Below are 25,442 nucleotides of genomic sequence, written 5' to 3' on the forward strand. Positions count from 1 at the left end.
ATCATTCCCTGTAATAGACGCGTTTGACACGGCTGGAAACAGAGGTCAGCACTTCGTAAGGTATAGTTCCCAAGGTCTCGGCAAGAGTATCTACGGGAATGCTCTCGCCGAAGACCTCTACCCTGTCTCCGACACTCACATGCTCCACGTCAGTGACATCAATCATGCAGGCATCCATACAGATTGTACCGACAGTCGGACATTTGACACCTCTGACAACCATACACGCGTTGCCATAGCCGAGATGTCGGTTGATACCGTCGGCATAACCGACAGGGACTGTAGCTATCACAGAGTCACGCTTCAGGACTCCCCGGCGGTTATAGCCTATGGTAGTCCCGGCAGGCCAGTGTTTAATAGACAGGATTACCGTATGGAGCGACGACACCGGCCGGAGGTCGTCCTGCGAGCCGTCATGTAGCGTTTTTATGCCATAAAGCCCGATGCCGAGACGCACCATGTCAAGCTGATGGTCCGGGAAACGTGTGATTCCTGTCGAATTCAGTATGTGTCGTAGAATCTTTTGTCCGGGAAAAGCAGAAAGGACAATCCGGCAGCATTCATCAAAATATTCGAACTGGGATTTCGTGTAGTCATCCTCCATAGGATCATCGGCGGCACAGAGATGCGAGAAAATCGAACGTGGCGTCACACAGTCAGTGCTCTTCAGCATATCGATGAGCCGAGGAAGATCCTCCTTCAGAAATCCGAGACGGTGCATGCCGGAATCAATCTTAATATGGATTGGAAAGTTCTTTACGCCATAGTGGCCTGCTTCCCTGATCAGAGCTTCAAGAAAATCAAAGCTGTATATCTCCGGTTCGAGTCGGTCAGTGAAAATCGCATGGAAATTCTCGACGGTCGGATTGAGCACGAGTATGGGCATTGTTATTCCTGCACGTCGCAGTTCCGCACCCTCGTCGTGAACGGCCACGGCAAGATATGTAGCGCCCTGAGCCTGAAGCGTTCGGGCGAGTTCATGGGATCCTGCTCCGTAGCCGGATGCCTTTATCATACAGGCAATACCGGTGGTCGGCCTAATGCGCGAACGGAAGGCATTGAAATTATCAACCACTGCATCAAGATTGATTTCGAGCACGGTTTCATGCTGACGTGCCTCAAGGAGCTCACATATACGTGCGAACCCGAAGCGTGGAGCGCCCTTGACAAGAATCAGCTCCCGATTAAAATCGCGTACCGACATCTTTTCGAGAAACACCTCTGTCGTATCGAAAAATTCTTTTTCAAGATTGAAACATCCGGCATGGCGTTTCAATTCCGGCCCGACTCCAATCAACCGACTGATGCCAGCCATAGCAAGAAGCTCGGCCATTCTCGCGTAATCCTCATCCGTAGCACCTTCGCCACAGCTGAGATCGCTTATGACAGCCGTTAACGAACGGTCTGCCACTGCCCTACGGCGCATAAAATCAAGCGCCGGAGAGAGAGAATTGAAGTCGCTCGTGTAGCTGTCATGGATAAGCAAACAACCGTTGACACCTTCTATCACCTCAAGGCGTGTCCCGACAGGAGTCAGACGGGCCATACGCTCTGCAATCACATCGGCAGGAATATCAAGATAAAGCATTGTGGCAAGACAGTGGATAGCATTCTCAATATCATGCTCATTGGCAAAAGGAATCTCTACCGTCTGCTGCTCTCCACCGAGATAGCAGAATGTCAGGCGCGACATTCCGCCTCCGCTCTCGACTTTTTCAACGAAAAGGGGCGAAGTGCTGTCTATGCGAGACCATCCAAGTTTTACAGGAACATCAGGCATGCAGCGACTGATAAGTTCGTCATCACTGTTATATATGACACATCTGCAATCACTGAGCAAAGATGCTTTCTCACGACACTTATCCTCTATTGACAGGAAACCGCTGCTGTGGGCAGTTCCTATATTTGTAAAAATTCCAATTTCCGGCCGGATTATATCCTTGAGCCTCGCCATCTCGCCGGGCATTGATATTCCGGCCTCAAAAATAGCGAGTTGCGTTCTCTCGTTCAATTCCCAGACCGAAAGAGGGACACCAATCTGCGAATTATAGCTTCGAGGACTGCGTGTTATGACTATATCGTCCTGAAGCAAGCTGTTGAGCCACTCTTTGACTATCGTCTTTCCACGACTGCCGGTAATAGCGATGACCGGCACATCGAAACGATTGCGATGATATCCGGCAAGAGCGTGGAGAGCGACAAGAGGATTATCGGTAACTATGAAATTGGCATCTTCAAGGCTCTTCATATCGTCGGGGACAGCCGACACAACAAAACTCTTCACTCCTTTGTCGTAGAGCTGGCGCAGATAGCGGTGGCCATCACCCGACTGTGTGGTAAGAGCGAAAAACAAGGTTTCGGAAGGATATGTCAGCGACCGGCTGTCGGTCAGCAACCTCGATATTTTAAAATTGCCATCCCCGATCAGACTTCTATTTCCGGAGCCTATGATCTTTAATATTTCAGAAATATTATATTCCATCGTTAAATAAGCTATTTAAATAACGCATTGAAGCGTGTTTGAGTTCTGGAAAACGGCTGATAAATGCCTCGGCAACTGATATTTTTTCAGCCATCTCATCTTTTTGTGACACATCTGCCCCATTCAGTCTCCGATGGGCAAGCCTACGCGTAAAGGCAGCTCCTTCTGAAGCAAGTGCGAGCGTATCACTGTCAAAATATGTATCCTTAAAAAGTTGATAGATATATCTTACGGCCTGCATTGACGGGTGTTTCATGTCATCGGCATAGAAACGGTAGTCGCGAAGGTCGTCCATCATCACTTCGTATGCCGGGAAATAAGATGTCAGGCCGGATGAATCATTCCTTATTACACGGTCGACTGCAATCATCAGCGTTGATTTGGACAGCTGATTACCGTGAGCGCCCTGTTCATTATAGCGCAACGGACTGACAGTAAAGATAATCCGGCCACGCTGATTAACACTCCTTATAGTGGCGACAGTCCGTGTCAAAGCGTCCTCGACCTCATCGAGCGTCAGATAGCGTACATCAAACGCTGAACCGGGGAGTTTATGGCAGTTTGCCACGACATCGCCTGTCGCTCGGAGTGTGAACACACGCGTCGTTCCCAATGTGATAATAATGACAGATGCGTTTCTCAGATTGATGGCAGCCGCTTCAATCCGGCGGTTCATCCTTTCGGCGGCATCCTCTCGGTTTACGGCCGAATAGCGCGAATGAAAAAGGAAGCTATGCCATAAACCGCCGTTTTCTATGAGACTTTCCGACTTAACAACTGTATTATCCTTCAACACTTCAAAAGCCCTCTGTATCGACAAAGGATTGTAGATCGGACCGAACGGATTCACGTCGGCATCAAACAGTTCGTCTCTCAGACAAGCTCCGATATTGTCTGAAAAACAAGAGCCGACAAGCACTATGGGCTCGCCATGACTGACAAGTCCTCTCATCCCTGACTCGGGACGTATGACCGTACGAAATTCCATTCTTACTCCCTTTTGAAGAACTGATGATTGAGACAAAATTACTAATAATCTCAATACACCTGTATGCAAAATCGCAACAAAAAAATATGCCTCATGCCCATTTGGGACATTTGTCACATCCATTGTCGATTATTTTAATTAAATTTGCGATATTACAGATAATAGACTAATGGAGAAGCAACGGGCAAAGATCATCGGCATTGCGCGGCATCGCCTCTCGACTGACGGCGATGGCGTGACTACGCTCGTGGCTTTTCACGGCTGTACGCTCCGTTGTCGCTATTGTCTTAACCCGCAGTCGCTTGGCGACGGCGGACGTTTCCGCGAGTATTCTCCGGAACAGCTCTATGCCGAGACCCGCATTGACGAGCTTTATTTCATTGCCACAAACGGTGGCGTGACTTTCGGCGGCGGAGAGCCTTGTCTGCGCCCAGATTTTATCCGTGAGTTTCATGGGTTGTGCGGTCCGGCTTGGCAGCTCAATCTTGAAACATCGCTCAATGTGCCGACCGCCAACATCGAGGCGTTGCTCTCGGTGGTCAACACCCTGATTATCGACATCAAGGACATGAACCCCGATATTTACCGCAACTACACGGGGCAGAGCAACGCTCTTGTTCTCGAAAATCTCCGCCTGATTGCGGAAGCCGGACGGCAAAGCGACTGCATAGTCCGCATACCGCTGATACCCGGCTACAACACCGACACTGACCGTGAGAACAGCTGCAAGGCTCTTGAAGCCCTCAGCGTCACCCAATTCGATTTATTCACCTACCAACTCCGCAAACACTGACACTATGGCACGAGGAAAGCAGACCTGCAAGATATTGAAAGAGATACGTCGGCAGATTGCCGAGGCAAACGGCATCGAGTTCGCCACGTCGGAATGTCGCTACAAGAGCGACTGCCTCGGCACATGCCCCAAATGCGAATCCGAAGTGCGCTATTTGGAGCAACAGCTCCGCGCCCGCTCCCTCGCCGGAAAAGCCGTAGCCCTCGCCGGTATCTCTGCGGGCATGATTCTCATGTCGGGATGCAGCGGTACATCAACAAATCAATCGAGCGATACATTGCAGGGCGAGCCTATTGAATTAACCGATAGCATGGATTGGGCTGAAGGTGAGATAGTGGCAGATTGGGACGAATCTGAAGTTGATGAAAAACCTCAATTTCCCGGTGGCGACGATGCTATGCGTCGTTTCTTTGATGAATGTTATCGTAAAGAAAAAGATGCTATAATCGGTAGTGTTACTGTAGGATACGTAGTTGGCGCAAGTGGGAAAATTAGATACACAGAAATAATTGAAGGAGACTCTCTGCTTGGAGAGCAGATTATTAGAATCATAAAACAGTTTCCTGATTACGTTCCGGGGAAGAAAAACGGCAAGCCCGTTGATGTATATAAGACATTTTCTTTCTCGATGTCTTTACAGGTCGGGGTGATACAATCCGATGATTTATAATGAGTAGCGCGATGAAACAGATTTGGCCCATAATAGGTGTGGCGTGCGTCATGATTTCGGCAATCGGGAGAATGGCTAATTCCCTTACGGATGTGCTGATTGCTGTCGGTGCAATTGCCCTTGTCGCATTGGTTATATGGCTTTTCGAGACCGGGAGATTAAGGATTAACGAGCGTCTTGGCAAAGTATTGAAGAAAATCGGTGCTTTCATATTGGTGGCGGTCGGCATAGTCTACCTCGTAGCTATGTTCGTTTTTGTCACATACAAAGTGGCGACGGAGGGAGATTGGCAGGGAATCATGTTATTGGGTATCGCATCCGTGGCATTCGGCATTTCATGGTATATCAGCAGATGGCGCAGACGGTGGGTGAAAATCCTTAAAACTTTTATGCCCAAAGACAAGATACGTCATGGCGACTGGAAGATGCGCGAAAAGTATTTCCAGACATTTGACTATGCCACCAACGCCCTGTATGGACTGCGTACGGCTGGCGGCATTTTTGACGGACAGGCGAGAGTATGGCTCGACCCCTCGGATGTCGATAAGGATGCTTCCGCTCGATTGGATTCATTTGAGGCAATGTTGGCGAGGCGTGGCATTAAAGCCAACTGCGCTATAACCCACATCCCCGGATGTATCTACGCCGATATAGTTGCTGAAACCAAATACAGATCAATGAACAGCGACAAACAGGCAGCGTTCCGCGACGCATTCCACGAACTTGACGGCATGAATTATCATGGAGACTATTATGCTGAATATCACGGTGAATTAGGCACTATCCTTTTTGAATGTAACGCAGGAAATGTTATAATCCGAGCTATAAGAATTGAGCCAAGAGAGGAATATTACCTCGACTCGGATTGCGGTTTCCAGTCGGAAGAAGCATATTATTTCATAGAGCGTGGCGTGGATTGGACTGAGGGCACATACTCGTTGATTTCAGAAACGCAGTTCTTCACTAACTGGCGTGAGCGACTTGAATATGACGACAAAGATGATGCATATTCATTCTTTGTGCAGGCATCGCTGATGTATTTTGCAGCGGTTACCAATGGCGACAAGAAAGAACAGACCAACAGCCAATGGGATATTGAAAACGCCGCCAAATTTCTCATAATTCATGATGAAAAGGAAACAATGATTGACCTACTTATGGGGATGATTTATGAAGAAACTATGTATTGGGCGGCACGGCTGTTTAGCGACGTACTTCCCGCTGAGACTCATGATGCGGCAATTAGGTTAGTCGAAAACTGCGACAATCCCGAAATTGTCTCGCGTGCCAAAAGACTTCTAATCAAATAATATAATGAAAGATAAAAAGACGCTTTTAAGATACATAATAATCCTGATTTATTGTGCTATCGGATTAACAACGTTGCTTGCTTTGCCTGTGATGGCAATTGATGGTACGATTCGCTTTAGATGTCTACCAAAACTACTATTATTGGCGATTTATATCAGTAATGTAATCCTATACCTTATAAGTGGGACAATAGCGTGGCTTATTAATGGCAGAAATAAACAAGGAAATAGTAAATTTATGATTCTCCTGACATGGTTTATATATTATATCCTATTTTGTTTCGTGGCATACTGTTCTGATACTTATAAGTCTTGGTGGCCTTTGGCAGTTATCGGGTGCTTTATAGCCTCATTTTTGCCACAAATTGTTTTAATCCCCTTTATCAATAAATGGCTTGATAAGCAAAGATCAACGACATTATGAAGATTCTATTGAATATGATAATTGCTATCACGCTATTGTTGATAGGCGTGTCTCATGTCAATGCGCAGGAGCGTATTTTGCCCGAAGAAGAGCGTCACGCAAAACTTGACTCCATAATTGCTGAAACGGAGCGTCATTTTGGATGTAACGATGATGCTTATTCCGCCAAAGATAAATATGGTGCCAAAGCCTTCAAGAAAATGAAGTATGACGAAAACGGAGTAGCTACCATAACGCTACCAGTTATATATAGGGCATTAGGCAAAGCTGTTGAGCAGAGCGACAAAGACGAAATAGTTATAAAGGAACTGATTGGCTGCACCTCATCGACATCACTTGAATTCCTGTATCGTGGAAACGAGTATTACATTCCGTTATCATGTAATAACGATATTGAGGTAACTCCGGCAGAAAATGAACTGATTGAGGTAACAATCAGATTATTTAACCCAAAAGTGTTTCACTACTCTAAAAGGACAATACCTTATCCGTATTGCATTGTCGAATCCATTAATCTACTCAGATGAGATATGAAAAAGTGGCAGAAAATAGTAGGTGTTGTAGTGATTTTAGCCTTGATTGTTGCAAATGTCTGGGCTGTGATGGACTGTATCCATTTGGTCGATACAGCGGGAGCGTGGTGTGCTGAAATCACACAAAAATCATTCTTTGATTGCATCTTTAGTTTCAGACAGCATTTTTGGTTTTATACATTCCTATCAATAATTGATCTCGTTATAATAATAGTGTTGTTCATTTGTCTTTGGCGGAAAGGAGGCAGGCAATGAAGCAGATTTGGCCCATATTAGGTGTAGCATGCGTCCTGATTTCGTCAATCGGGAGAATAGCTAATTCCCTTACGGATGTGCTGATTGCTGTCGGTGCAATTGCCCTTGTCGCATTGGTTATATGGCTTTTCGAGACCGGGAGATTAAGGATTAACGAGCGTCTTGGCAAAGTACTGAAGAAAATCGGTGAGTTGCTGAAACCAAATACAGATCAATGAACAGCGACAAACAGGCAGCGTTCCGCGACGCATTCCACGAACTTGACGGCATGAATTATCATGGAGACTATTATGCTGAATATCACGGCGAATTAGGCACTATCCTTTTTGAATGTAACGCAGGAAATGTTATAATCCGAGCTATAAGAATTGAGCCAAGAGAGGAATATTACCTCGACTCGGATTGCGGTTTCCAGTCGGAAGAAGCATATTATTTCATAGAGCGTGGCGTGGATTGGACTGAGGGCACATACTCGTTGATTTCAGAAACGCAGTTCTTCACTAACTGGCGTGAGCGACTTGAATATGACGACAAAGATGATGCATATTCATTCTTTGTGCAGGCATCGCTGATGTATTTCGCTGCGGTAGCCAACGGCGACAAGAAAGAACAGACCAATAGCCGATGGGACATTGAAAACGCCACCAAATATCTCATAACTCATGACGCAATAGACGAAATGATTGAACTCATGACAATTTATGAACAGTCGATGTATTGGGCTTCACGACTGTTTGTAGATGTCATTCCGGAATACGCTCATGATACAGCCAATCGGTTGGTTGAATACAGCGACAATCCCTATATAGTCTCTCACACCAAAAGACTTATAGCACATGGCAGAAAGTCACTATGTTTGCATCAGATTAGCTGACGGGGCGCTCAACGGGGGCTGTCTGCCCCCTTGCCGCTAAGGCTTCCCCCGAGAGGAGTGAGGAGAAAAGATAGACGTAAGGGCAATTGCATGTAAATTTGTAAAAGCAAAATACATTAACAGCAAAACCGATACGTCTATGGTACAAAGTAACAAAAAAGATTTCAGCGGACAAAATATCTCTATTGGTATCGACGTCCATCTGAGAACATGGAGTGTCACGGTGCTCACCCCCTCTGGTTTTATGCGCACTCATACTCAAAAGGCTTCGGCCAAAGAGCTCTTTGAACATTTGAACAAGCATTATCCTAACGGTAGCTACCATGCAGCCTACGAGACGGGGTTTTCGGGCTTCTCGACCTATTATGCCCTGACTGAGCTTGGTATAAAATGCACCGTGGTACATGCGGCTGACGTTCCGACCACCCAGAAGGAAAAGGTCTCGAAGTCAGACCCGGTGGATTCAAAAAAGCTGGCCAAAGCCCTTATGCGCGGTGAGCTCGGCAGTGTGTACATTCACTCGAAGGACAGCCTCGACGACCGTGCGCTGGTACGCCACCGCGCCACTATTGTGAAGCTTTCCGGCGGCATAAAATCCAGAATCAAGCATCTGCTGTACAACAACGGCGTGGAGTACCCCGAAGAATATTTCCGAAGCAACCGCCACTGGACAAGATGTTTCATAACGTGGTTGCAGAATGACGTGCGGTTGCTCTCCGACACACGGGTCTCGCTTGACCTGCTCATTGCCGAGGTACTCCATTACAGGGAACGCCTCCTTGATGTGAACCGCAGATTGCGCTCGCTGGCGCGCAGCGACAGGTATGCCGAGAAATACGGCATCCTGATGTCGGTTCCAGGCATTGGTTCGACAATTGCCATGAGCCTGCTTACCGAGATTGACGACATCGGTCGCTTCAGTAACCAGCGCCAGTTCGCATCGTTCCTCGGACTCGTGCCGATGATGTCGTCAAGCGGCGACAAGGAATACGTCGGTGAGAAGACTTTCCGGGGAAACAAATTCCTCGGTCCAAAAATAGTCGAGGCCTCATGGATAGCCATACGGCACGACGCGGAACTCTCCGCAAAGTTCGGCGCATTGTGCACCCGCGGAATGAAGTCGCAGGAAGCCATAATCCGGATAGCCCGCAAGCTCTCCAACATAATATTTTCCGTACTGAAATCAAACCGCAGATATGAATGCCGTTAGATAATGCGACACTCAAAAGTCTTATAGGCAAATACAGTAAGACGGCTACTCTCGCCTCCTTGATGAGCCTTGGCTGCATCTAAAAGAAAGGTTGTGGCGTCTTTCCTATTATGCTGAATAAGTAAACTGTCAGCCCGATGGGGCGTGACTGATAGAAGTTTGCCTGATAGGACTTTTTTTACTACAAGGCATTTCGGGCTCTAACCGATTGCCGGTTATTTGATTGGGGCAGAGGCCTCGATCATGACTCTTTTGTGCCTACACAATTGGCACAGAAACATAAGCAATTGATTTTTAACGTTAATCTTTTCTAAATCTCAACGAGAATTTTGGAATACAACATAGAAGGTGGCAAGCAATGAAACTGACTGATAACCGATTTTGGATAGTATGGGCTATGACCGAACTGCTGCTGTTGGCGTCCTGCATAGATGTTGCTGTCAGATGTCAGTCGCTTGCTATGATATGTGTATTTGCTATAACACAACCGTTAATGATAGCTTTGGCTTTATTCAAAATCACTCATTATAATGCCGCGTTGGTAAATTTGGTAATCATAAGCTCGTACACGGCTTATTCAATCTATCTAAGAATGACGCATGAGGATACTGATGGCTGGGGTTGGTTTACCTTAACAGTTATGCTTCCAATTGCTCAACTCATACTGCTATTACTTTATTTGGGACTTGAACGATTCGCAAGAATCGCCCAACGCAAAAATCAATCATAATGTCTTTTGGTGACAGCCTCTAATATCAAAACAACACAACATGGATAATAATTCAATCGTTCCGCCTCCATATATCCACAAGTATCATGTAGTGTTTCGATGCAAGGTGGATAATAGGCTGTACAAATGGCCTATAATAATGTGGTGCATATTTGATGTAATCATTTTTATCGCAGCTCCGACTATCTTATGGGGATTGTTTGCCGTGCTTTGGAGCGGGGCCCCACTATTGGCAGTAGTGCTTTTAGCACGATATATATGGGGTAATGTCACTTATGCCATAGATGACGATGTATTACGCATATCAACACCTTTGAAGTCATTAGCCATCAATATAGACAACATCAAGAAAATACGACGTGGAAAATTCTGGGTTGAAAGTGGCCGAAATTACTCGGCGACTTACATCAAGCTCCGTATTATATACGACAGAAACAGTTACATTTACGTGTCGCCTGAAGATGAGGAATTATTCGTTGACACGCTGCAAGCTATAAATCCCAATATCGAATATAGCAGCGAACGCGGCTTGTAGTCGTAGGCAATACGGACGAAATGCGATAAATAGAACCGTAATACCCTCCAATGTTTTTATCCCGATTTTTGACGGTTTGTAGGGAATTTATTACTTTTGTGGTGACTGAAGGATTATTGCCTGATGTCACCGCTTATGGATTAGTGCATGGCTTACAAGGCCATTCCGATTCAAGAAATTGAAATGTAATCAATCAACCATGAAACAAGTTAAAGATTTCATCATTATTGATAACTGCAAGTCAGGCGACTCATACTGCAGGATGGTTCTTTCACCTGCCGACGGCAGCCGGCTCCCCGAGATGCTTCCGGGGCAGTTTGTCGAAGTCGGAGTAGAAACGTCCGGAGTGCTTCTCCGTCGCCCAATCTCAATCAACGATGTCGATTACGAAGCCAATACACTTACACTCCTTGTCCGGAATGCCGGACGAGGGACTTCGGCTCTGATGGACATGAAATCAGGCGACAGAATCAACCTTCTGCTGCCCTTGGGCAAGGGGTTTTCCACAGAAGCTCCACAAGGAGCGAAACTCCTCCTCATCGGAGGAGGTGTCGGTGTCGCTCCGCTTCTATATCTCGGAAAGGTGCTGAAGAATGAAGGTTTCGCGCCTGAATTCCTGCTCGGAGCACGCACTGCCGCCGATCTCCTCTCACTCGATGAGTTCAAAAGCGTCGGGACAGTACATGTATGCACCGAAGACGGCTCTGACGGAGTAAAGGGATTCGTGACCGCTCATCCGTGCCTTTCGGAAGCCTACCACCGTTATTATTGCTGTGGCCCCGCCCCGATGATGAAAGCTGTTGCAGCCGTGGCACGACGCAACGGCACTGATTGCGAGGTGTCTCTCGAAAACATGATGGCTTGTGGACTTGGCGCATGTCTGTGTTGCGTCGAGAAGACGGTGAAAGGCAATGTGTGTGTCTGCACCGAAGGCCCTGTATTTAACATTAACGAATTAACTTGGGAGTAATGGCAAATCTTTCAGTCAACATAGGCGGTCTGGAACTCAGCAATCCGGTGATGACCGCATCGGGAACTTTCGGTTATGGCGAAGAGTTTACACCCTTCATCGACATCGACCGGTTAGGCGCATATATAATAAAAGGTACTACCCTCAATCCACGTCAGGGCAACGACTATCCGCGCATGGTCGAGACACCGGCCGGCATGCTTAACGCCGTCGGACTCCAGAACAAAGGAGTGGATTACTTCATCGAACGCATCTATCCCCGCATCAAGGACTACAAGTCACGGCTTATCGTGAATGTATCCGGTGCAAACGTCGACGATTATGCCGAGACCGCACGCCGTCTCCACCCTCTCGACGGAATAAAGGCCATCGAGGTCAATATTTCGTGTCCCAACGTCAAGGAGGGAGGAATGGCATTCGGCACGACAACCAACGGAGCAGCATCCGTCACCCGGGCAGTCCGTCAGGCATACCCCGACAAGACCCTGATTGTAAAACTCTCTCCCAACGTGACATCAATTGCCGACATCGCACGAGCCGTCGAAGCCGAAGGCGCAGACTCCGTTTCGCTTATCAACACACTCATGGGCATGTCGATTGATGTGGAAAAACGCCGTCCTCATCTGTCGACCGTCACAGGAGGCCTTTCCGGACCTGCGGTGCGCCCCGTCGCAGTCCGTATGGTTTGGCAAGTGGCAAAAGCCGTAAAAATCCCGGTCATCGGACTTGGAGGCATCATGAACGGCCGCGACGCCATCGAATTCATGCTCGCCGGCGCACGAGCCGTCGAGATAGGCACTGCCAATTTCGTAGACCCCGCAGTGACAATGAAAGTCATCGACTTCATGGAAGACTACTGCCGGCGACACGGCATAAACGACATCAATGAGATTGTAGGCTGTATCTAACATGAGACAGCCTGCAATTAAATCAGAATGACACATCATTTTAACGCAATGAAATCAGCCCGCACCGCAATCCGCCTCTCCGTCATCGTCGCATGTGCGATGAATCTGTGTGCATGCTCACATCTGAGTAAAGAGGCCGAAGAAATCATCGGTACATATTACAATACCGAGCTATCGCAGACCGACCCCGTCATGGAGCTGCACAAAGATGCAAAATGTATAATCCGGGCAATAAAACCGGGAATCCTGACGTATAGCGTAGACGGAAAGTGGAATGTGGAAAATGATTCATTGATTGTTACGCTCGACCCCGAAAGCATGACTTTTGAAGGTGACAGCACTCTTATCGGACGAATACCGACACGCATTGCCCAGAAAGTTGTCAGCTATAATGATTTCTCACTACAGCTTGAGACCGACGGCATCACCTATCTATATCAGAGGCGTAAATAACGTGCCTGCTTCCTCCGAAAAGTTTAGTATCCTGATGTGTTTTTCCATTTATCCTCTTTTTAAACATTTATGAAACACGCATTTTTATTTAGTTGTATAATCTGCGGAGCGTTGTCTTTCAATTCATGCGGTGGCTCTGATTCTATAGCGGAGCGCATTTCGGCAGCCGAACTTGCATTAGCCAATGAAAACGTCGACGCAACACGCCAACTGTGCGGTGAAATCATCGGACAAAAAGACCGCCAGTCAGTTGAAGCCAAGCAGATGGCACGGCTGTCCATCCTCTATATGCAGCTCAACGAACGGACTGATGATCCGGAAGATGTGGAGTATGCCGTCCAATGCTTCCGCGAGGCATTCAAGATAAATGCCGATTCTGCAAAAGCCTATTATTCGTCACTGCCGGTCGAGCAGGACAAATATGCCATGACTCTTGCAACAATAGTCCATACTCTTGACAATCCTCGCGAGATACCTGCCGACCATGACTGTGACCCGACAACAACCGATGCTGATGAACTTCAGCAAATGAATGCTGAGACTGATAATTCTCAGCCGGAATAAGACGTGGCGGAGTCTAAACACTGTACACACTGAAAACAAATCTATGGACTGGAAAGATATTTTAGCGCAGAAAGTGAATGACGGAGAACTTGCCCGCGAAGAATTCGTCATTGAAGAAAAAAACGACAAGAAAACACCCGACGTTATCGATGTGTGCATTGACCGCAAAGGTCGCAACGGGAAAACAGCCACAATAGCCAGCGGATTTACATGTGACGATGACGAACTTAAGAAAATCGCATCGAAGCTGAAAATCTGCCTCTCGACCGGAGGTTCGGCACGTGGAGGAGAAATCCTGATTCAAGGCGAACGCCTCGACGAGACAAAAAAAATATTATCGGAACTCGGATTCAAGATAAAAGGCTACCGCAAATAGCAGACTGTCCATCATGATTAACATCTACAAGGCTTCAGCCGGTTCAGGCAAAACCTATACCCTTGCCCGCGAATACATAAAACTGATTCTCGGATATAAAGACGAGGAAGGTCGCTACCGCCTCAACCGTCGCGGAGGTCTTGCCCACCGCTCAGTACTCGCAATTACCTTTACGAACAAGGCCACCGAGGAAATGAAGACCCGTATCATACACGAACTGGCGGTGATTGCAGGTCTCGAAAAAGGATGGACAAAGGAGAGTCCGTATGCCGACGAACTTTGCACAACATTCGGCTGCTCGCGCGGAGAACTGAAGACCGTAGCGGCAAGAGCGCTTCGCGATCTGCTCTACGATTTCAATTTTTTCAGCGTCTCGACAATCGACTCTTTTTTCCAGACAATACTCCGCTCTTTTGCACGCGAGGCCGAGGTCGCAGGCAATTATGAACTTGAGCTTAACGACGAAGCCATAATCGGCATGAGCGTCGACAAACTCCTGCAGGATCTTAACCACGGCGAAAATAACAAACGCACACGCTATCTCATAAACTGGCTGTCCAGCTACATGACACAGCTCATCGAAGATGGCATGCCGTTCAATGTATTCAACCGCTCACTTCCGATACATCGCAATCTTATCCAGTTCATCAACAAGATAACCGATGATTTCTATCGCGAAAACGAAGCCCGGCTGTTGGACTATCTCTCCGACGAGACAAAATTCAATGATTTCAAAAACAGAGTCTATTCACAGCTAAAATCCATAAAGCACCAGACGGCCGAAGCCTGCACTGAAGCGCTCGACATGATTTCCACATGTGGCATGAGCGATATGGTCAAGACTCACGTCACAAACGGACTGCGTAAATGGGCATCCAAAGGTTATGTGTCTGACGGCTATTCGCAGAGCATGGCAAATGCGATGGACGACATCACCACAGCCTATAAAAAGCCTAAAAAAGGACAGCCCGCACCCTCCGACGAGCTTAACGGAATCATTGCCAAAGCCCTCGACATGGTAAGATTCTGTGACGGACAGGTAGGGACACTCCAGCTTATTGCAGCCAATCTATATCAGCTCGGTCTGCTATCGTCACTTGCGGAGTATATCGACAAGTACCGGCGTGAGAATTCCACAATATTACTAAGCGACACCAACGCTCTGATTTCAAGAATAATCGGCACTGAAGATGCCCCGTTTCTCTATGAGCGCGTAGGCGTATGGTTCAGACACTATCTCATCGACGAGTTTCAGGATACATCATTCAGCCAGTGGAGCAATATCCGTCCGCTTATAAACGAAAGTCTTGCTTACGAATATGACAATCTCGTCATCGGTGATGAAAAACAATGTATCTACCGTTTCCGTAACAGCGACCCATCACTCCTCCACAACCTGCACACCGACAGCATGGCAGAAGGACGGTGTGAAGTGCGTGGTGACAGCATATCGGAAAACACAAACTGGCGTTCATCATCAGATGTCATAAGATTTAACAATACATTCTTCTCCGCCCTTGTCAGGAATCTCGGCTATGAGGAAATCTATTCCAACGTAGCGCAACAGATTTCAAAAAAACACGCCGATCATCGCGGCTATGTCAGAGTCAGAATGTATGACGGTGATAAGAAATCTGACTGGTTGCCGGAAGCACTTGAAAATCTGACTCACGAACTGCGCCGGCAACTTGAATCAGGATATCGTCCCGGCGACATAGCGATTCTGGTCAGGAAACGCGACGAGGGCAATATAATCATCAGGCATCTTGAGGACACGGTAAAATCCGACCCACAGTTTCCTCCTTTCCGCATCGTATCCGATGCCTCATTGTTTCTTGGAAATTCACCGACGGTCGGACTCATCGTCAGCCGTCTCAAGCTTATCAGTGCTACGGATTTTGCCTCCGGCCCGCGAAAAAAGACAAAACGTGAGATTGCAACCCTGATTAACAGCTTCGAAAATGAAAAGAGCCGTGGAGCAAGTTCTTCGGAGTCTCTGCTAAAGGCTATCGCGATTCTTGAGTCCGGCTCAAAAGATGCCGGACATGAGGATGCTCCGGTAGCAGATGGTCAGGATAGCCGGACATCATCCGTGTCTTCCGCATCGGAAACTTCAGTCGATCTCATATCTCTTGTCGAAGAAATCGTCTCGACATACATCCCCGAAGCAAACCTGAAAGAAGAAAATCTATATATCAACGCGTTTCAGGACCTTGTGACGGAATTTGTCGGCAGAGGCCACGGAGACATCCGCTCATTCCTGTCATGGTGGGATGAAAAAGGCTATGCCACGCCGGTAGCAGGCGCTCAGGACGATTCGGCGCTGAATATACTCACCATACATAAATCAAAAGGTCTGGAATATCCCTGTGTCCACATTCCTTTTGCAGAAATGACCGAAAGCAATCGGCCTGAACCGGCATGGTTCGAACTCAAGTCGATACCCGGAATACCCGACGAACTCCTTCCCCTATGCTTCCTCTTGAACTGTCATCAGCCATGAGGAGGACACCTTTTGAGGATCGATACGATGAAGTCTGCCGGCAAAAGAAACTTGACACTGTAAACCTCCTCTACGTAGCATTCACACGTGCCGTTAACGAACTTTGCATAGGATTCCCCAAACCAAACCGAGAGCAAAAAATATTGCATCCGATCTGATAGATGCGATAGACATGTGCACACCCGAATTCTGCCATGAGCTTGAAAGCGGCGACAACCTGTCAGGCAGCATGTCACCCTACACCTATTTCTCTTTTGCAGATGAAACAATAACCATCGGCTCTCCGACAATTCCACAAGCTAAAGAAAAAAGCGAAAAGACAGCCCTGACTCCGGGTGAGTTATGGGATATGGGCGAATACTACACCCACACCCAACGCAATATCTGGGACAATACAACCCTTGAAGATAAATACTACAACATCGAGGATGCACGCGACCGAGGCATAATGCTCCACGACACGATGGCAAACATTCTGACCGTAAAGGACGTTGAAGTCGCAATCAACAGCCTGCGTCATTCTAAAAAAGCCAAGGAGCTGACAGCGGCAGACATTTCTGAAATCCATGCCATAATCATGGACCGCGTAAATGATCCAAAAGCGGCCGGATGGTTTGAAGGATATAAGAAAGTGATGATTGAACGTCCGATTGCAATCGGAGGCGACGACTCGCGCCGACCTGACAGAGTCGTATGGACTGCTGACGGGTATATCGATGTAATCGACTTCAAAAGTGGAAATCAAAAACCTCAGCGCTACATCAAACAGGTCAAGGAATACGTCGGACTAATGTCAATGCTCGGCTATAAAAACGTCAGAGGCTTCCTCTACTACCTTGACACCGGACAGATTGTGAAGATAACGGATTAAGTAGCCGTTTATCCGCCATTGATACCGCCACTCAATGCAGGATAGAGGTTGAAATATTCTTCCCGCCGTTCAGTTCTCCCGTCTGACTCACTTTTTTACCATAATTGATAGTGTAGGTCACATTCAGTGATATTCGGCGATGGAAGTCCGAGCCAAACCGGGTCATTTCACAGCCATACCAACGGGCTGTCAACGAATCTTTGCTGATTTTCCAAGACGATTGCAACAGATTGACAACCGATAGCTGGATATTCCATCCGCGAGAGGCCCATCCCGCACCTGCTGAATATGACATCGGCATCTTTCGAAGATAGGCCGTCTCCCCGTCAACATAACTGCTTCCTGAATCCCAGTAAGCGTTAAAGAAAAATTTTCCGAGATAGTAGTCAATATTTACACTGGCGTTAAACGGACAGTGAGAAATACTGTTGCTACCCGTCGTCTTGTAAAGCAATAGTCTTGGAGAAACGGATAACGAGAGTTTACCATTGATAAACTTTCCTGTCAGACTTCCTCCAATCTGTCCGTGATTATAGTCTCCGTCATTCTGATATTTTTTCAACATCATGCCGTCCGGTCCGTCGGGAGTATAGACCGGTATCTGGCGATTAATAATCCTGAACAGAACCGCGTATGCCGACATTTGCCAAGTGTTGCCGGGCAGAAAAGTATAGCTTATATTGGCTGCCACATGACGTGAACAATCCAGATCCGGGTTACCGCTTACATACATAAGTTCCGATTGCTGAATGACATTGGGATTCTTCATCGTTGCATCCGGCGACATTGTAGCATATTGGAACCACAGACTCAGCGAATTTTTATGATTAGGAGCATACTGCAAATTGATATGTGTAAACGGATAGCGTTCGTCCATCGTTTTACCGTTTATGAAGTTTGACTCGAAGGCATAACCGCCGTCAATACTACCGGAAACATGCCGGCAATTTAAAGATAGCCCCAGAGACACACCCGTGAATGTCTGGCGGAAACGATTGACTGCGACACTTGAACCGGAATAGTCAATCTTTGTACGCCCTCCACCTGACGACACACTTGAAAACAGTGTGATCTTATCAGTCAAGTATTTGTTAGCCTGAACCGTAGTACGCAGCCACCAAGAATCTTCGTCCGCATGATTTTCAATCGATTCGTCTCCTGCCGAATAATTGGACATTGTGTTATTACCTATGAATTCGGCTTGGAAATTACCATTGACCGACCATCCATTGCCAAGAGCGGCATAAAGTTCGCTGTCCCAACCGAGAGCATTATTTGCAGAAGGAGATTCTGTGTGAAATGCCTCCGACGGATAGAGACTTGAAAAATTTACATATCCCGAAGTACTATATTCCGGGATTTGGATTCGACGATATGAGACAAGATTTCTAAATGAGAATTTATCGTTTCTGTTCCATGATGCCCTGAAAGCGGAATAGAAACCTCTCTGGCGGTATCGTGCCGCTTCCGTCCCGTGCTCACGTCGGACAGTCTGTGACTCCAACCTGAATGTTTCATTCGCGGCTGAGCCTATATGGGAATTATAGTCATAATCACCGGATACCATAAGGTCATACTCCATCTTTCGGCAAGCGAACTTTGAATACACTGAAGCCTCTCCACTGTGTACCAGAAATCGTTCTTTACCATTTAATTTAGTATAACCTCCGTATGTATATGAGTGTGTGATGAAGTTTACAACATGTTGCGAACGCTGAAATCTCGGATCGACAGGAAAATCAAGATATTCAACCCGTTTTACATCTTCCGGATTAAGTCCGCTAATATCCTCGTCGGTGGCGGGATGATAATTTATAAACAAACGTACCCCTTGATTATCAACTGTCTTCACAGTTTCTGCAATAGGATTTACACTCAATTGCGGAATATTCATATGGGAAAGCAGCGAAATGCCGCCGGATGCTGTTGACTTCTGGTTTACAGACGGGATATAGACCGTCTTGGTTGCGCTTGTGCGCTGTGCATCGGCGACAACGGTTACTTCTCCAAGTTCTTTTACGGTCACAGTATCCGGCTCGGTGATCTGTCCGTGTGCCACAAGAGGGAGCACTATCAATGGTAATATATAATGTTTCATGTCGCGAAATTACCCTGTTATGTCTTAATCAATCCTTATGCTCCCTTATTTAGTCTTAATCTTTCAGTAAGAGTGAATCGGGATTGGCTGAATTTTAATAAATTTGCACTGAGATGAAACACTTTAAGCTAATACTGGCCTCAATCCGTATACTTGTTTCGCTGCTCTTTGCGGCCAACGTTATTTTTATGGTGCAGTTATACGATTCAATAAAAGAGCGATATATAAATGATGTGGAGCAATGCCTCGGAAGGGCAGACCAGATAGAAATGGTCGACCGCATAATTGGAGCCGGACTTGGAGAGGATGATGACGTGGTATGGATTAAGCTCGGTTTGCAGAAATCGGATATCGGCTCGACAATGAGTGCAGAAAAATTACGTGAAATGGACTACTCTCAGGGATTCCGCCGTTTCGACAAGCAGATACTATCAATAATTGCACAATATCTTCATGACAATTACGACGACTGGATTGGAAAACCAAATATATCAAAAATAGAAGAAGCATTTCGCCGCGACCTGAATTTCTCGGGATACTATCCGGAATACGTCCATATCACATGCCCGGGCGATACATTCGAATATCATTCCGACTTATGGAAAATAGAATATAGAATTAATGGAGAAATGACATATTATGCCTACATAACTCCGTTGACAGAAAACATATTGAGCGAAATGAGGGGAGTCATCGTGACTTCCGCCCTGATTGCTCTTGTCCTGACCTTCGGATTCTGGTATCTCCTTCATGTCATAAAACGTCTTCGCACTATAGAGGAGATGAAAGATGACTTCACCAACAATATGACTCACGAACTAAAGACACCAATCGCAATAGCCTATGCGGCAAATGATTCATTGCTGCAGTTTCCAGACCCGCATGATGAAGAACGGACAAAAAAATACCTCTCAGCATCTCTTGAACAGTTGTCAAAACTTGCAGGATTGGTCGAGAGTATCCTTGCCATGAGTATGGAGCGGAGAAAGCACCTTGTCATGGAAAAGGAAAAGATTGAACTTCGGTCCTTTCTGAGCTCTATAATCGAGCAGCAGAAGCTAAGAGCCGAAAAGAATTGTGAAATAACTTTTATTTGCCCGAAGGATGCCTCTGTCGATGCTGATCCGACCCATTTTTCGAATGTAATCAGCAATCTGATTGATAACAGCATAAAATACTCCGGCACGAATGTAAGAATAACGATAAGTGCCGATTCAACCGGTATGTCTGTCTCCGACAACGGAATCGGCATTCCTGAAAAATCTTTACCTGACATATTCAATAAATTCTACCGTGTGCCTCATGGCAACACGGTAGAAGTCCGTGGATATGGCATCGGCCTGTTCTATGTCAAATCAATTGTCGAGAAACATGGTTGGCAGATAAGTGTGGAAAGCAGAATAGGAAAAGGAAGCAAGTTTAATATTAAATTCAACAAACAATGAGCAATGTTAATCGGACAGCCGTTTGCACAGCAAGAATTTTATTGGTGGAGGACGACTCCACTCTGTCGATGATAATCTCTGAAACGTTGCAACGCGATGGTTTTGAGGTTGAGACAGCATGCAACGGAGTGGAAGGTCTGCAAAAATTCACAAAGTACGGAGCCGACCTTATAGTAGCCGATGTCATGATGCCTCGTATGGATGGCTTTGAAATGGGGCGGAAAATCCGACAGATCAGCCGGACTGTGCCGTTATTGTTTCTCACAGCCAAATCAGGAATAGACGACATTGTTGAGGGATTCGAACTGGGCGGTAACGACTATCTCAAGAAACCGTTCAAAATGCTGGAGCTGATAGTAAGAATCAAAGCATTGTTGCGTAGAAACATCAATGAAGAAGACCATAAATTTGAAATCGGCAGATATGTTCTGGATTTATCCACGCAGACACTGTCATATCCAGACAAAGACAACATAGAGCTTTCACTGATCGAAGCAAAACTGCTAAAGGAACTCGCAGTAAACGTCGGACAAACAGTGGAAGCCTCAACAATGATGCAACTTATATGGCAGCGTGATGACCCTTACAGCCGAAACTCTCTTCACGGATTCATCCACAAACTCCGCTTCTATCTTCGCCACGACACATCCATATCTCTGTTGAATCAGCGAGGCATAGGGTATATGCTCACGAAAAGAACATGAAATTTTCGTTCCGTTGCGCTGTCAATGCAGCACAATATCCATCAAACTAAGTCCAACGCTGTCATAAGTCATTGCAAACCATCAACTATCATAATAAACCTACTCAAAATACATTATATTTTTCGACGGCATTTATTTGAATAGTTTTAATACAAAAAAGTCTTATAAACTTAAGTTTATAAGACTTTTTTGCTCCTCTGCGGAGAGAACGAGATTCGAACTCGTGGTAGGATTGCTCCTACGTCAGTTTAGCAAACTGGTGGTTTCAGCCACTCACCCATCTCTCCAATATTTTCGGACTTTAACTCTTCAAATCCGAACTTTCAAGATTCTGCCACAATCAACAATGCGTTTCTCTTAAAAGCACTGCAAAGTTAGTGCTTTAATTGGAATCTACCAAATGTTTTTACTATTTTTTATCACACAAAAATATCATTTTTCAACAACAATGACTAAACATGTTGATTACCAATCAAATCTACACATTGCTTTTTTTATAATATTATAATTTGGCAAAATATGCTAACATTTCTTGCAGAAAGACCAATTTATCAACTCCTCTGAATTGATAGACACATATAACCAATAAGTTTTTTTATTTCAATAGTTCGGTAAAATTTGCATATTCAATTGAATATCAATAAGATGCAACAACAATTCAATATCAATGCAAACTATTGTGTATCAGTGCGATACAGCTATGCCTGCTCAAAAATTACCGAACTGTTGTGCATAAAAAATCGCTGTTTTTGTTTACCTTTGCACAATCTTATTTCTAAATGAAGACTTATGAATTTAAAGACCAAGGCTATCGCCCTTACATTATTCTCGCTGTTTGCCGTTAACTCACGTGCTGAATTCAAGACATTTCCCGACGGAAGCGCTGTGCCCGCATGGTTTAACAATGCGGAAATTCCCCAGATTGATAAATTAGGCAAAAAATATGTAGTAACTGATCATGGAGTGATAAATGACAGCACTGTCATCCAGACTCCGGCTTTACAAGCTGTCATCGACAAAGCCGCCGGCGAAGGAGGCGGAGTGATTGTCATTCCTGAAGGAACATTCCTAAGCGGATCACTATTCTTCAAACCCGGAACCCATCTTCACATTCAAAAAGGCGGTAAACTCAAAGGCAGCGATGCGATTACCAACTATGAGATTGTCAAGACCCGCCTCGAAGGACAGACAATCGACTATTTCGCCGCTCTTGTCAACGCCGACAGATGTGACGGCTTCACCATTTCAGGCGAGGGGACGATAGACGGAAACGGTCATCGCTTTTATGACGAATTCTGGCTTCGACGCAAAGTCAACCGCAAATGCACTAATCTTGAAGCCCTGCGTCCGCGAATGGCCTATATTTCTAATTCAAAGGATGTGACTGTCAGCGGAATCCACATGGTCAATTCCGGATTCTGGACTAACCACCTGTATAATTGCGAACGAATCAAATATCTCGGAGTCACCATACTTGCCCCGACCGACGGCTATCCCAAAGGCCCAAGCACCGATGCAATCGACCTTGACGTGTGCAACGATGTGCTCGTCAGCAATTGTTACATGAACGTAAACGACGACGGAGTCTGTCTCAAAGGCGGCAAGGGCACATACGTCGACACGATTGCAGGAAACGGCCCTGTCGGACGTGTGATAATCGACCGCTGCACATTCGGCAAGACAAATGCAGGTGTGACCTTCGGAAGCGAGGCATGGGACTGCTCAAATGTCATTATGAAAGACTGCAAGTTTGAAGACACCTACCATGTGCTGCTATTCAAAATGCGCCCCGACACCCCGCAGCAATATCGCAATGTATTAATCGACGGAGCGACAGGTCGCGTGCGCAATGCTGTCGAAGTCCAAACGTGGAAACAATTCTTCAATAAAGTAGACCGCGATCCGATGCCGGCATCAGGGGTCGACAATGTGACTTTCAGAAACGGCAAACTCGAATGCACCCGCGATTTCTATAAGGATAAGAAAATTGACGAATACACTCTTACCAATTTTACATTCAAAGATATCTGGGCCATAGACCCGTCGAAGTCATTCGACACCAAAAACATCGAAAACTGTGTGATTGAAAACGTGGTTCTCAAATAATCACATCTCTATACTATCCAAGAATAGGATATTCTTTCCGACCGCAAATGCTCAGGATTCAGGAATCTGCCTACAGATACCAGATCCTGAGCATTTTGTAAATCATAAGCCAGACTGACACATTACAATGAAAAGCACAATAAAAATTTATAGTATCTCACCGACGGCATTAGAAAAAGAATCCTTATCTTTGCGACATTGTAAAAATTTAATTTGGACGTGTAGCCACACATGGGTTCAACCACACTCAAATGTCTAACTTGCAAAGTTTAAAACATGACTGAAAAACGCGCACAGTTTGCAACCCGTCTCGGAGTCATAGCGACGACCGTCGGTTCGGCCGTGGGGCTCGGCAACATATGGCGCTTCCCTTTCGAGGCGGGAGTCCACGGAGGAGGCGCATTCCTCCTCATTGACCTATTTTTCATATTTATAATAGGTGTGCCGGTAGTCTGCGCCGAATTCATTATCGGACGTCATACAGGGCTGAATATCCGCGGAGCATTCCGCAAACTCGCGCCCGGAAAATCGTGGGGAATCGTCGGCTATCTCGGACTGCTGGCCTCGATGCTTATTCTAAGTTTCTATTCCGTCGTTGCCGGATGGACTCTTGAATACATCATTCAGTCAATGTCAGGCTTCGGTGGAATCACGTCTGTAGCCGGACTACACGGGCAGTTCGACTCATTTGCCACATCCGACATCCGCCCTGTCATCTGGACACTCGCCTTCCTTACCATAAACTATTTCATCCTTGCCCGCGGAGTCCAGAAAGGCATTGAAAAGATGTCAAACATCATGATGCCAATGCTTTTTGTAATACTAATCGTATTCTGCATAAACTCGCTGCGCATGGATGCCGCCACCGAAGGCCTTAGCTTCCTTTTCAAACCGGATTTCTCGCAGGTGACACCGTCGGTTATGCTTGGTGCAATGGGACAAGCCTTCTTCTCGCTAAGTCTCGGTCTCGGATGCCTTATCACCTATTCAAGCTATTTTAAGAAAGAAACCCTGTTGCTGCGCACCGCAGGGATAATGGCTTCGCTTGACACTCTCGTGGCCATACTCGCAGGAATAATAATTTTTCCTGCGGTATTTTCATTCGGTTTAGAGCCTGCCGCCGGGCCAAAACTCGTCTTCGAGATACTCCCTTCCATATTCATGCAGATGCCCGGAGCAATGCTCTGGTCCGCGCTCTTTTTCATACTCCTGTTCCTTGCATCGCTGTCATCAACCATATCGATGAGTGAAATCACCATAGCCTACATGACAGATGAGTTCGGTTTCTCACGTCGCAAGGCAACTGCAATCAATATCGTCATTGCAATGTTATTCGGGACACTGTGTGCCCTCTCCTTCGGCTCGCTCTCGGAGTGGACCATATGCGGGATGACAATATTCAACCTATTTGACTACGTTTCGTCCAACATCCTTCTGCCGGTGGGAGGCATGATTATCTCCATCTTTGTCGGATGGGTGCTTGACCGCAGTGTGGTCTGTGAAGAGTTAATCACCCGGACAGCAGTGTCAGGCCGTGGATGGTGACAGCTGTCATCACATGTCTGCGTTATATAGCCCCGCTCTGCATAGGTCTCGTTTTTATTTACGGATTAATCTGACCACCCGGAAAGAGGCTGTCA

The 25,442-nt window shown here is 46.3% G+C and carries 21 protein-coding genes, 1 tRNA gene and 1 pseudogene; 19 read left to right on the forward strand and 4 right to left on the reverse strand.

Translation table 11 applies throughout. The features are described 5' to 3' along the window. Position 1 precedes the first annotated feature (1 nt). Both E7747_RS00240 and E7747_RS00245 read right to left on the reverse strand, forming a co-directional pair. Positions 2-2,482, reverse strand: a complete 2,481-nt coding sequence (locus E7747_RS00240) for a bifunctional UDP-N-acetylmuramoyl-tripeptide:D-alanyl-D-alanine ligase/alanine racemase (RefSeq protein ID WP_136413326.1) — start codon at positions 2,480-2,482, stop codon at positions 2-4. Continuing rightward, positions 2,472-3,470 (reverse strand): GSCFA domain-containing protein, encoded by a 999-nt coding sequence (locus E7747_RS00245; protein WP_168185163.1) that lies wholly within the window; start codon positions 3,468-3,470, stop codon positions 2,472-2,474. Before E7747_RS00245 ends, E7747_RS00240 begins: the two co-directional genes overlap by 11 nt. A 169-nt stretch (positions 3,471-3,639) precedes the next feature. Here E7747_RS00245 and E7747_RS00250 point away from each other — a divergent pair, with 169 nt between their 5' ends. The 15 genes from E7747_RS00250 to E7747_RS00330 all read left to right on the forward strand — a co-directional run bounded on the left by E7747_RS00250 (position 3,640) and on the right by E7747_RS00330 (position 17,449). Then, positions 3,640-4,263, forward strand: a complete 624-nt coding sequence (locus E7747_RS00250; RefSeq protein ID WP_136413330.1) for a radical SAM protein — start codon at positions 3,640-3,642, stop codon at positions 4,261-4,263. 4 nt (positions 4,264-4,267) lie between these two features. Then, positions 4,268-4,933, forward strand: a complete 666-nt coding sequence (locus tag E7747_RS16415; protein ID WP_168185164.1) for an energy transducer TonB — start codon at positions 4,268-4,270, stop codon at positions 4,931-4,933. Positions 4,934-4,944: 11 nt separating this feature from the next. After that, positions 4,945-6,243 carry a hypothetical protein gene (locus E7747_RS00260; RefSeq protein WP_136413332.1) on the forward strand — a complete coding sequence of 433 codons (1,299 nt, stop codon included), beginning with the start codon at positions 4,945-4,947 and terminating at the stop codon, positions 6,241-6,243. Positions 6,244-6,663: 420 nt separating this feature from the next. After that, positions 6,664-7,194 (forward strand): hypothetical protein, encoded by a 531-nt coding sequence (locus tag E7747_RS00270; protein WP_136413336.1) that lies wholly within the window; start codon positions 6,664-6,666, stop codon positions 7,192-7,194. Between the two features lie 257 nt (positions 7,195-7,451). Further along, the gene (locus E7747_RS00275) at positions 7,452-7,673 is read left to right on the forward strand and encodes a hypothetical protein (protein ID WP_136413338.1); all 222 of its coding nucleotides are present in this window, start codon (positions 7,452-7,454) and stop codon (positions 7,671-7,673) included. Beyond that, positions 7,670-8,329 carry a hypothetical protein gene (locus tag E7747_RS00280; RefSeq protein ID WP_136413339.1) on the forward strand — a complete coding sequence of 220 codons (660 nt, stop codon included), beginning with the start codon at positions 7,670-7,672 and terminating at the stop codon, positions 8,327-8,329. The genes E7747_RS00275 and E7747_RS00280 overlap by 4 nt, the downstream gene beginning before the upstream one ends. A gap of 139 nt (positions 8,330-8,468) precedes the next feature. After that, complete coding sequence (locus E7747_RS00285) at positions 8,469-9,539, forward strand: IS110 family RNA-guided transposase (protein WP_136413341.1); 1,071 nt, start codon at positions 8,469-8,471, stop codon at positions 9,537-9,539. A 968-nt stretch (positions 9,540-10,507) separates the two neighbouring features. Continuing rightward, a complete protein-coding gene (locus E7747_RS16420) occupies positions 10,508-10,804 on the forward strand; it encodes a PH domain-containing protein (protein ID WP_168185165.1) in 297 nt (98 codons plus the stop codon). 199 nt (positions 10,805-11,003) lie between these two features. Next, positions 11,004-11,774 (forward strand): dihydroorotate dehydrogenase electron transfer subunit, encoded by a 771-nt coding sequence (locus E7747_RS00300; RefSeq protein ID WP_136413346.1) that lies wholly within the window; start codon positions 11,004-11,006, stop codon positions 11,772-11,774. Further along, on the forward strand, positions 11,774-12,682 hold the full coding sequence (locus E7747_RS00305; RefSeq protein WP_136413348.1) for a dihydroorotate dehydrogenase: 909 nt from the start codon (positions 11,774-11,776) through the stop codon (positions 12,680-12,682). Before E7747_RS00300 ends, E7747_RS00305 begins: the two co-directional genes overlap by 1 nt. 27 nt (positions 12,683-12,709) lie before the next feature. Then, complete coding sequence (locus tag E7747_RS00310; RefSeq protein WP_168185166.1) at positions 12,710-13,135, forward strand: hypothetical protein; 426 nt, start codon at positions 12,710-12,712, stop codon at positions 13,133-13,135. Positions 13,136-13,204: 69 nt separating this feature from the next. After that, entirely contained in the window at positions 13,205-13,699 is a 495-nt protein-coding gene (locus E7747_RS00315) for a hypothetical protein (RefSeq protein ID WP_136413352.1), read from the forward strand. Positions 13,700-13,742: 43 nt separating this feature from the next. Next, positions 13,743-14,075, forward strand: a complete 333-nt coding sequence (locus E7747_RS00320) for a translation initiation factor (protein ID WP_168185167.1) — start codon at positions 13,743-13,745, stop codon at positions 14,073-14,075. Between the two features lie 13 nt (positions 14,076-14,088). After that, on the forward strand, positions 14,089-16,578 hold the full coding sequence (locus tag E7747_RS00325) for a UvrD-helicase domain-containing protein (RefSeq protein WP_136413354.1): 2,490 nt from the start codon (positions 14,089-14,091) through the stop codon (positions 16,576-16,578). Between the two features lie 172 nt (positions 16,579-16,750). After that, the gene (locus tag E7747_RS00330; protein ID WP_136413355.1) at positions 16,751-17,449 is read left to right on the forward strand and encodes a hypothetical protein; all 699 of its coding nucleotides are present in this window, start codon (positions 16,751-16,753) and stop codon (positions 17,447-17,449) included. A gap of 31 nt (positions 17,450-17,480) precedes the next feature. On the opposite strand, the gene E7747_RS00335 is transcribed toward E7747_RS00330, so the two are convergent. Further along, positions 17,481-19,547, reverse strand: a complete 2,067-nt coding sequence (locus tag E7747_RS00335) for a porin family protein (protein WP_136413356.1) — start codon at positions 19,545-19,547, stop codon at positions 17,481-17,483. 113 nt (positions 19,548-19,660) lie between these two features. Here E7747_RS00335 and E7747_RS00340 point away from each other — a divergent pair, with 113 nt between their 5' ends. Together E7747_RS00340 and E7747_RS00345 are read left to right on the forward strand one after the other, a co-directional pair. Then, complete coding sequence (locus E7747_RS00340) at positions 19,661-20,992, forward strand: sensor histidine kinase (RefSeq protein ID WP_136413358.1); 1,332 nt, start codon at positions 19,661-19,663, stop codon at positions 20,990-20,992. Beyond that, positions 20,989-21,696 (forward strand): response regulator transcription factor, encoded by a 708-nt coding sequence (locus tag E7747_RS00345; protein WP_136413360.1) that lies wholly within the window; start codon positions 20,989-20,991, stop codon positions 21,694-21,696. The genes E7747_RS00340 and E7747_RS00345 overlap by 4 nt, the downstream gene beginning before the upstream one ends. Positions 21,697-21,896: 200 nt before the next feature. Here E7747_RS00345 and E7747_RS00350 read toward each other — a convergent pair. Continuing rightward, positions 21,897-21,983, reverse strand: a tRNA-Ser gene (locus E7747_RS00350). A 502-nt stretch (positions 21,984-22,485) separates the two neighbouring features. Between E7747_RS00350 and E7747_RS00355 the strand changes: the two genes are divergently transcribed. Further along, on the forward strand, positions 22,486-23,802 hold the full coding sequence (locus E7747_RS00355) for a glycoside hydrolase family 28 protein (protein WP_123613229.1): 1,317 nt from the start codon (positions 22,486-22,488) through the stop codon (positions 23,800-23,802). A 276-nt stretch (positions 23,803-24,078) separates the two neighbouring features. Next, positions 24,079-25,421: pseudogene (locus tag E7747_RS00360) on the forward strand (sodium-dependent transporter). Positions 25,422-25,442 lie beyond the last annotated feature (21 nt).

This window comes from Duncaniella dubosii (assembly GCF_004803915.1).
Taxonomy (GTDB): domain Bacteria; phylum Bacteroidota; class Bacteroidia; order Bacteroidales; family Muribaculaceae; genus Duncaniella; species Duncaniella dubosii.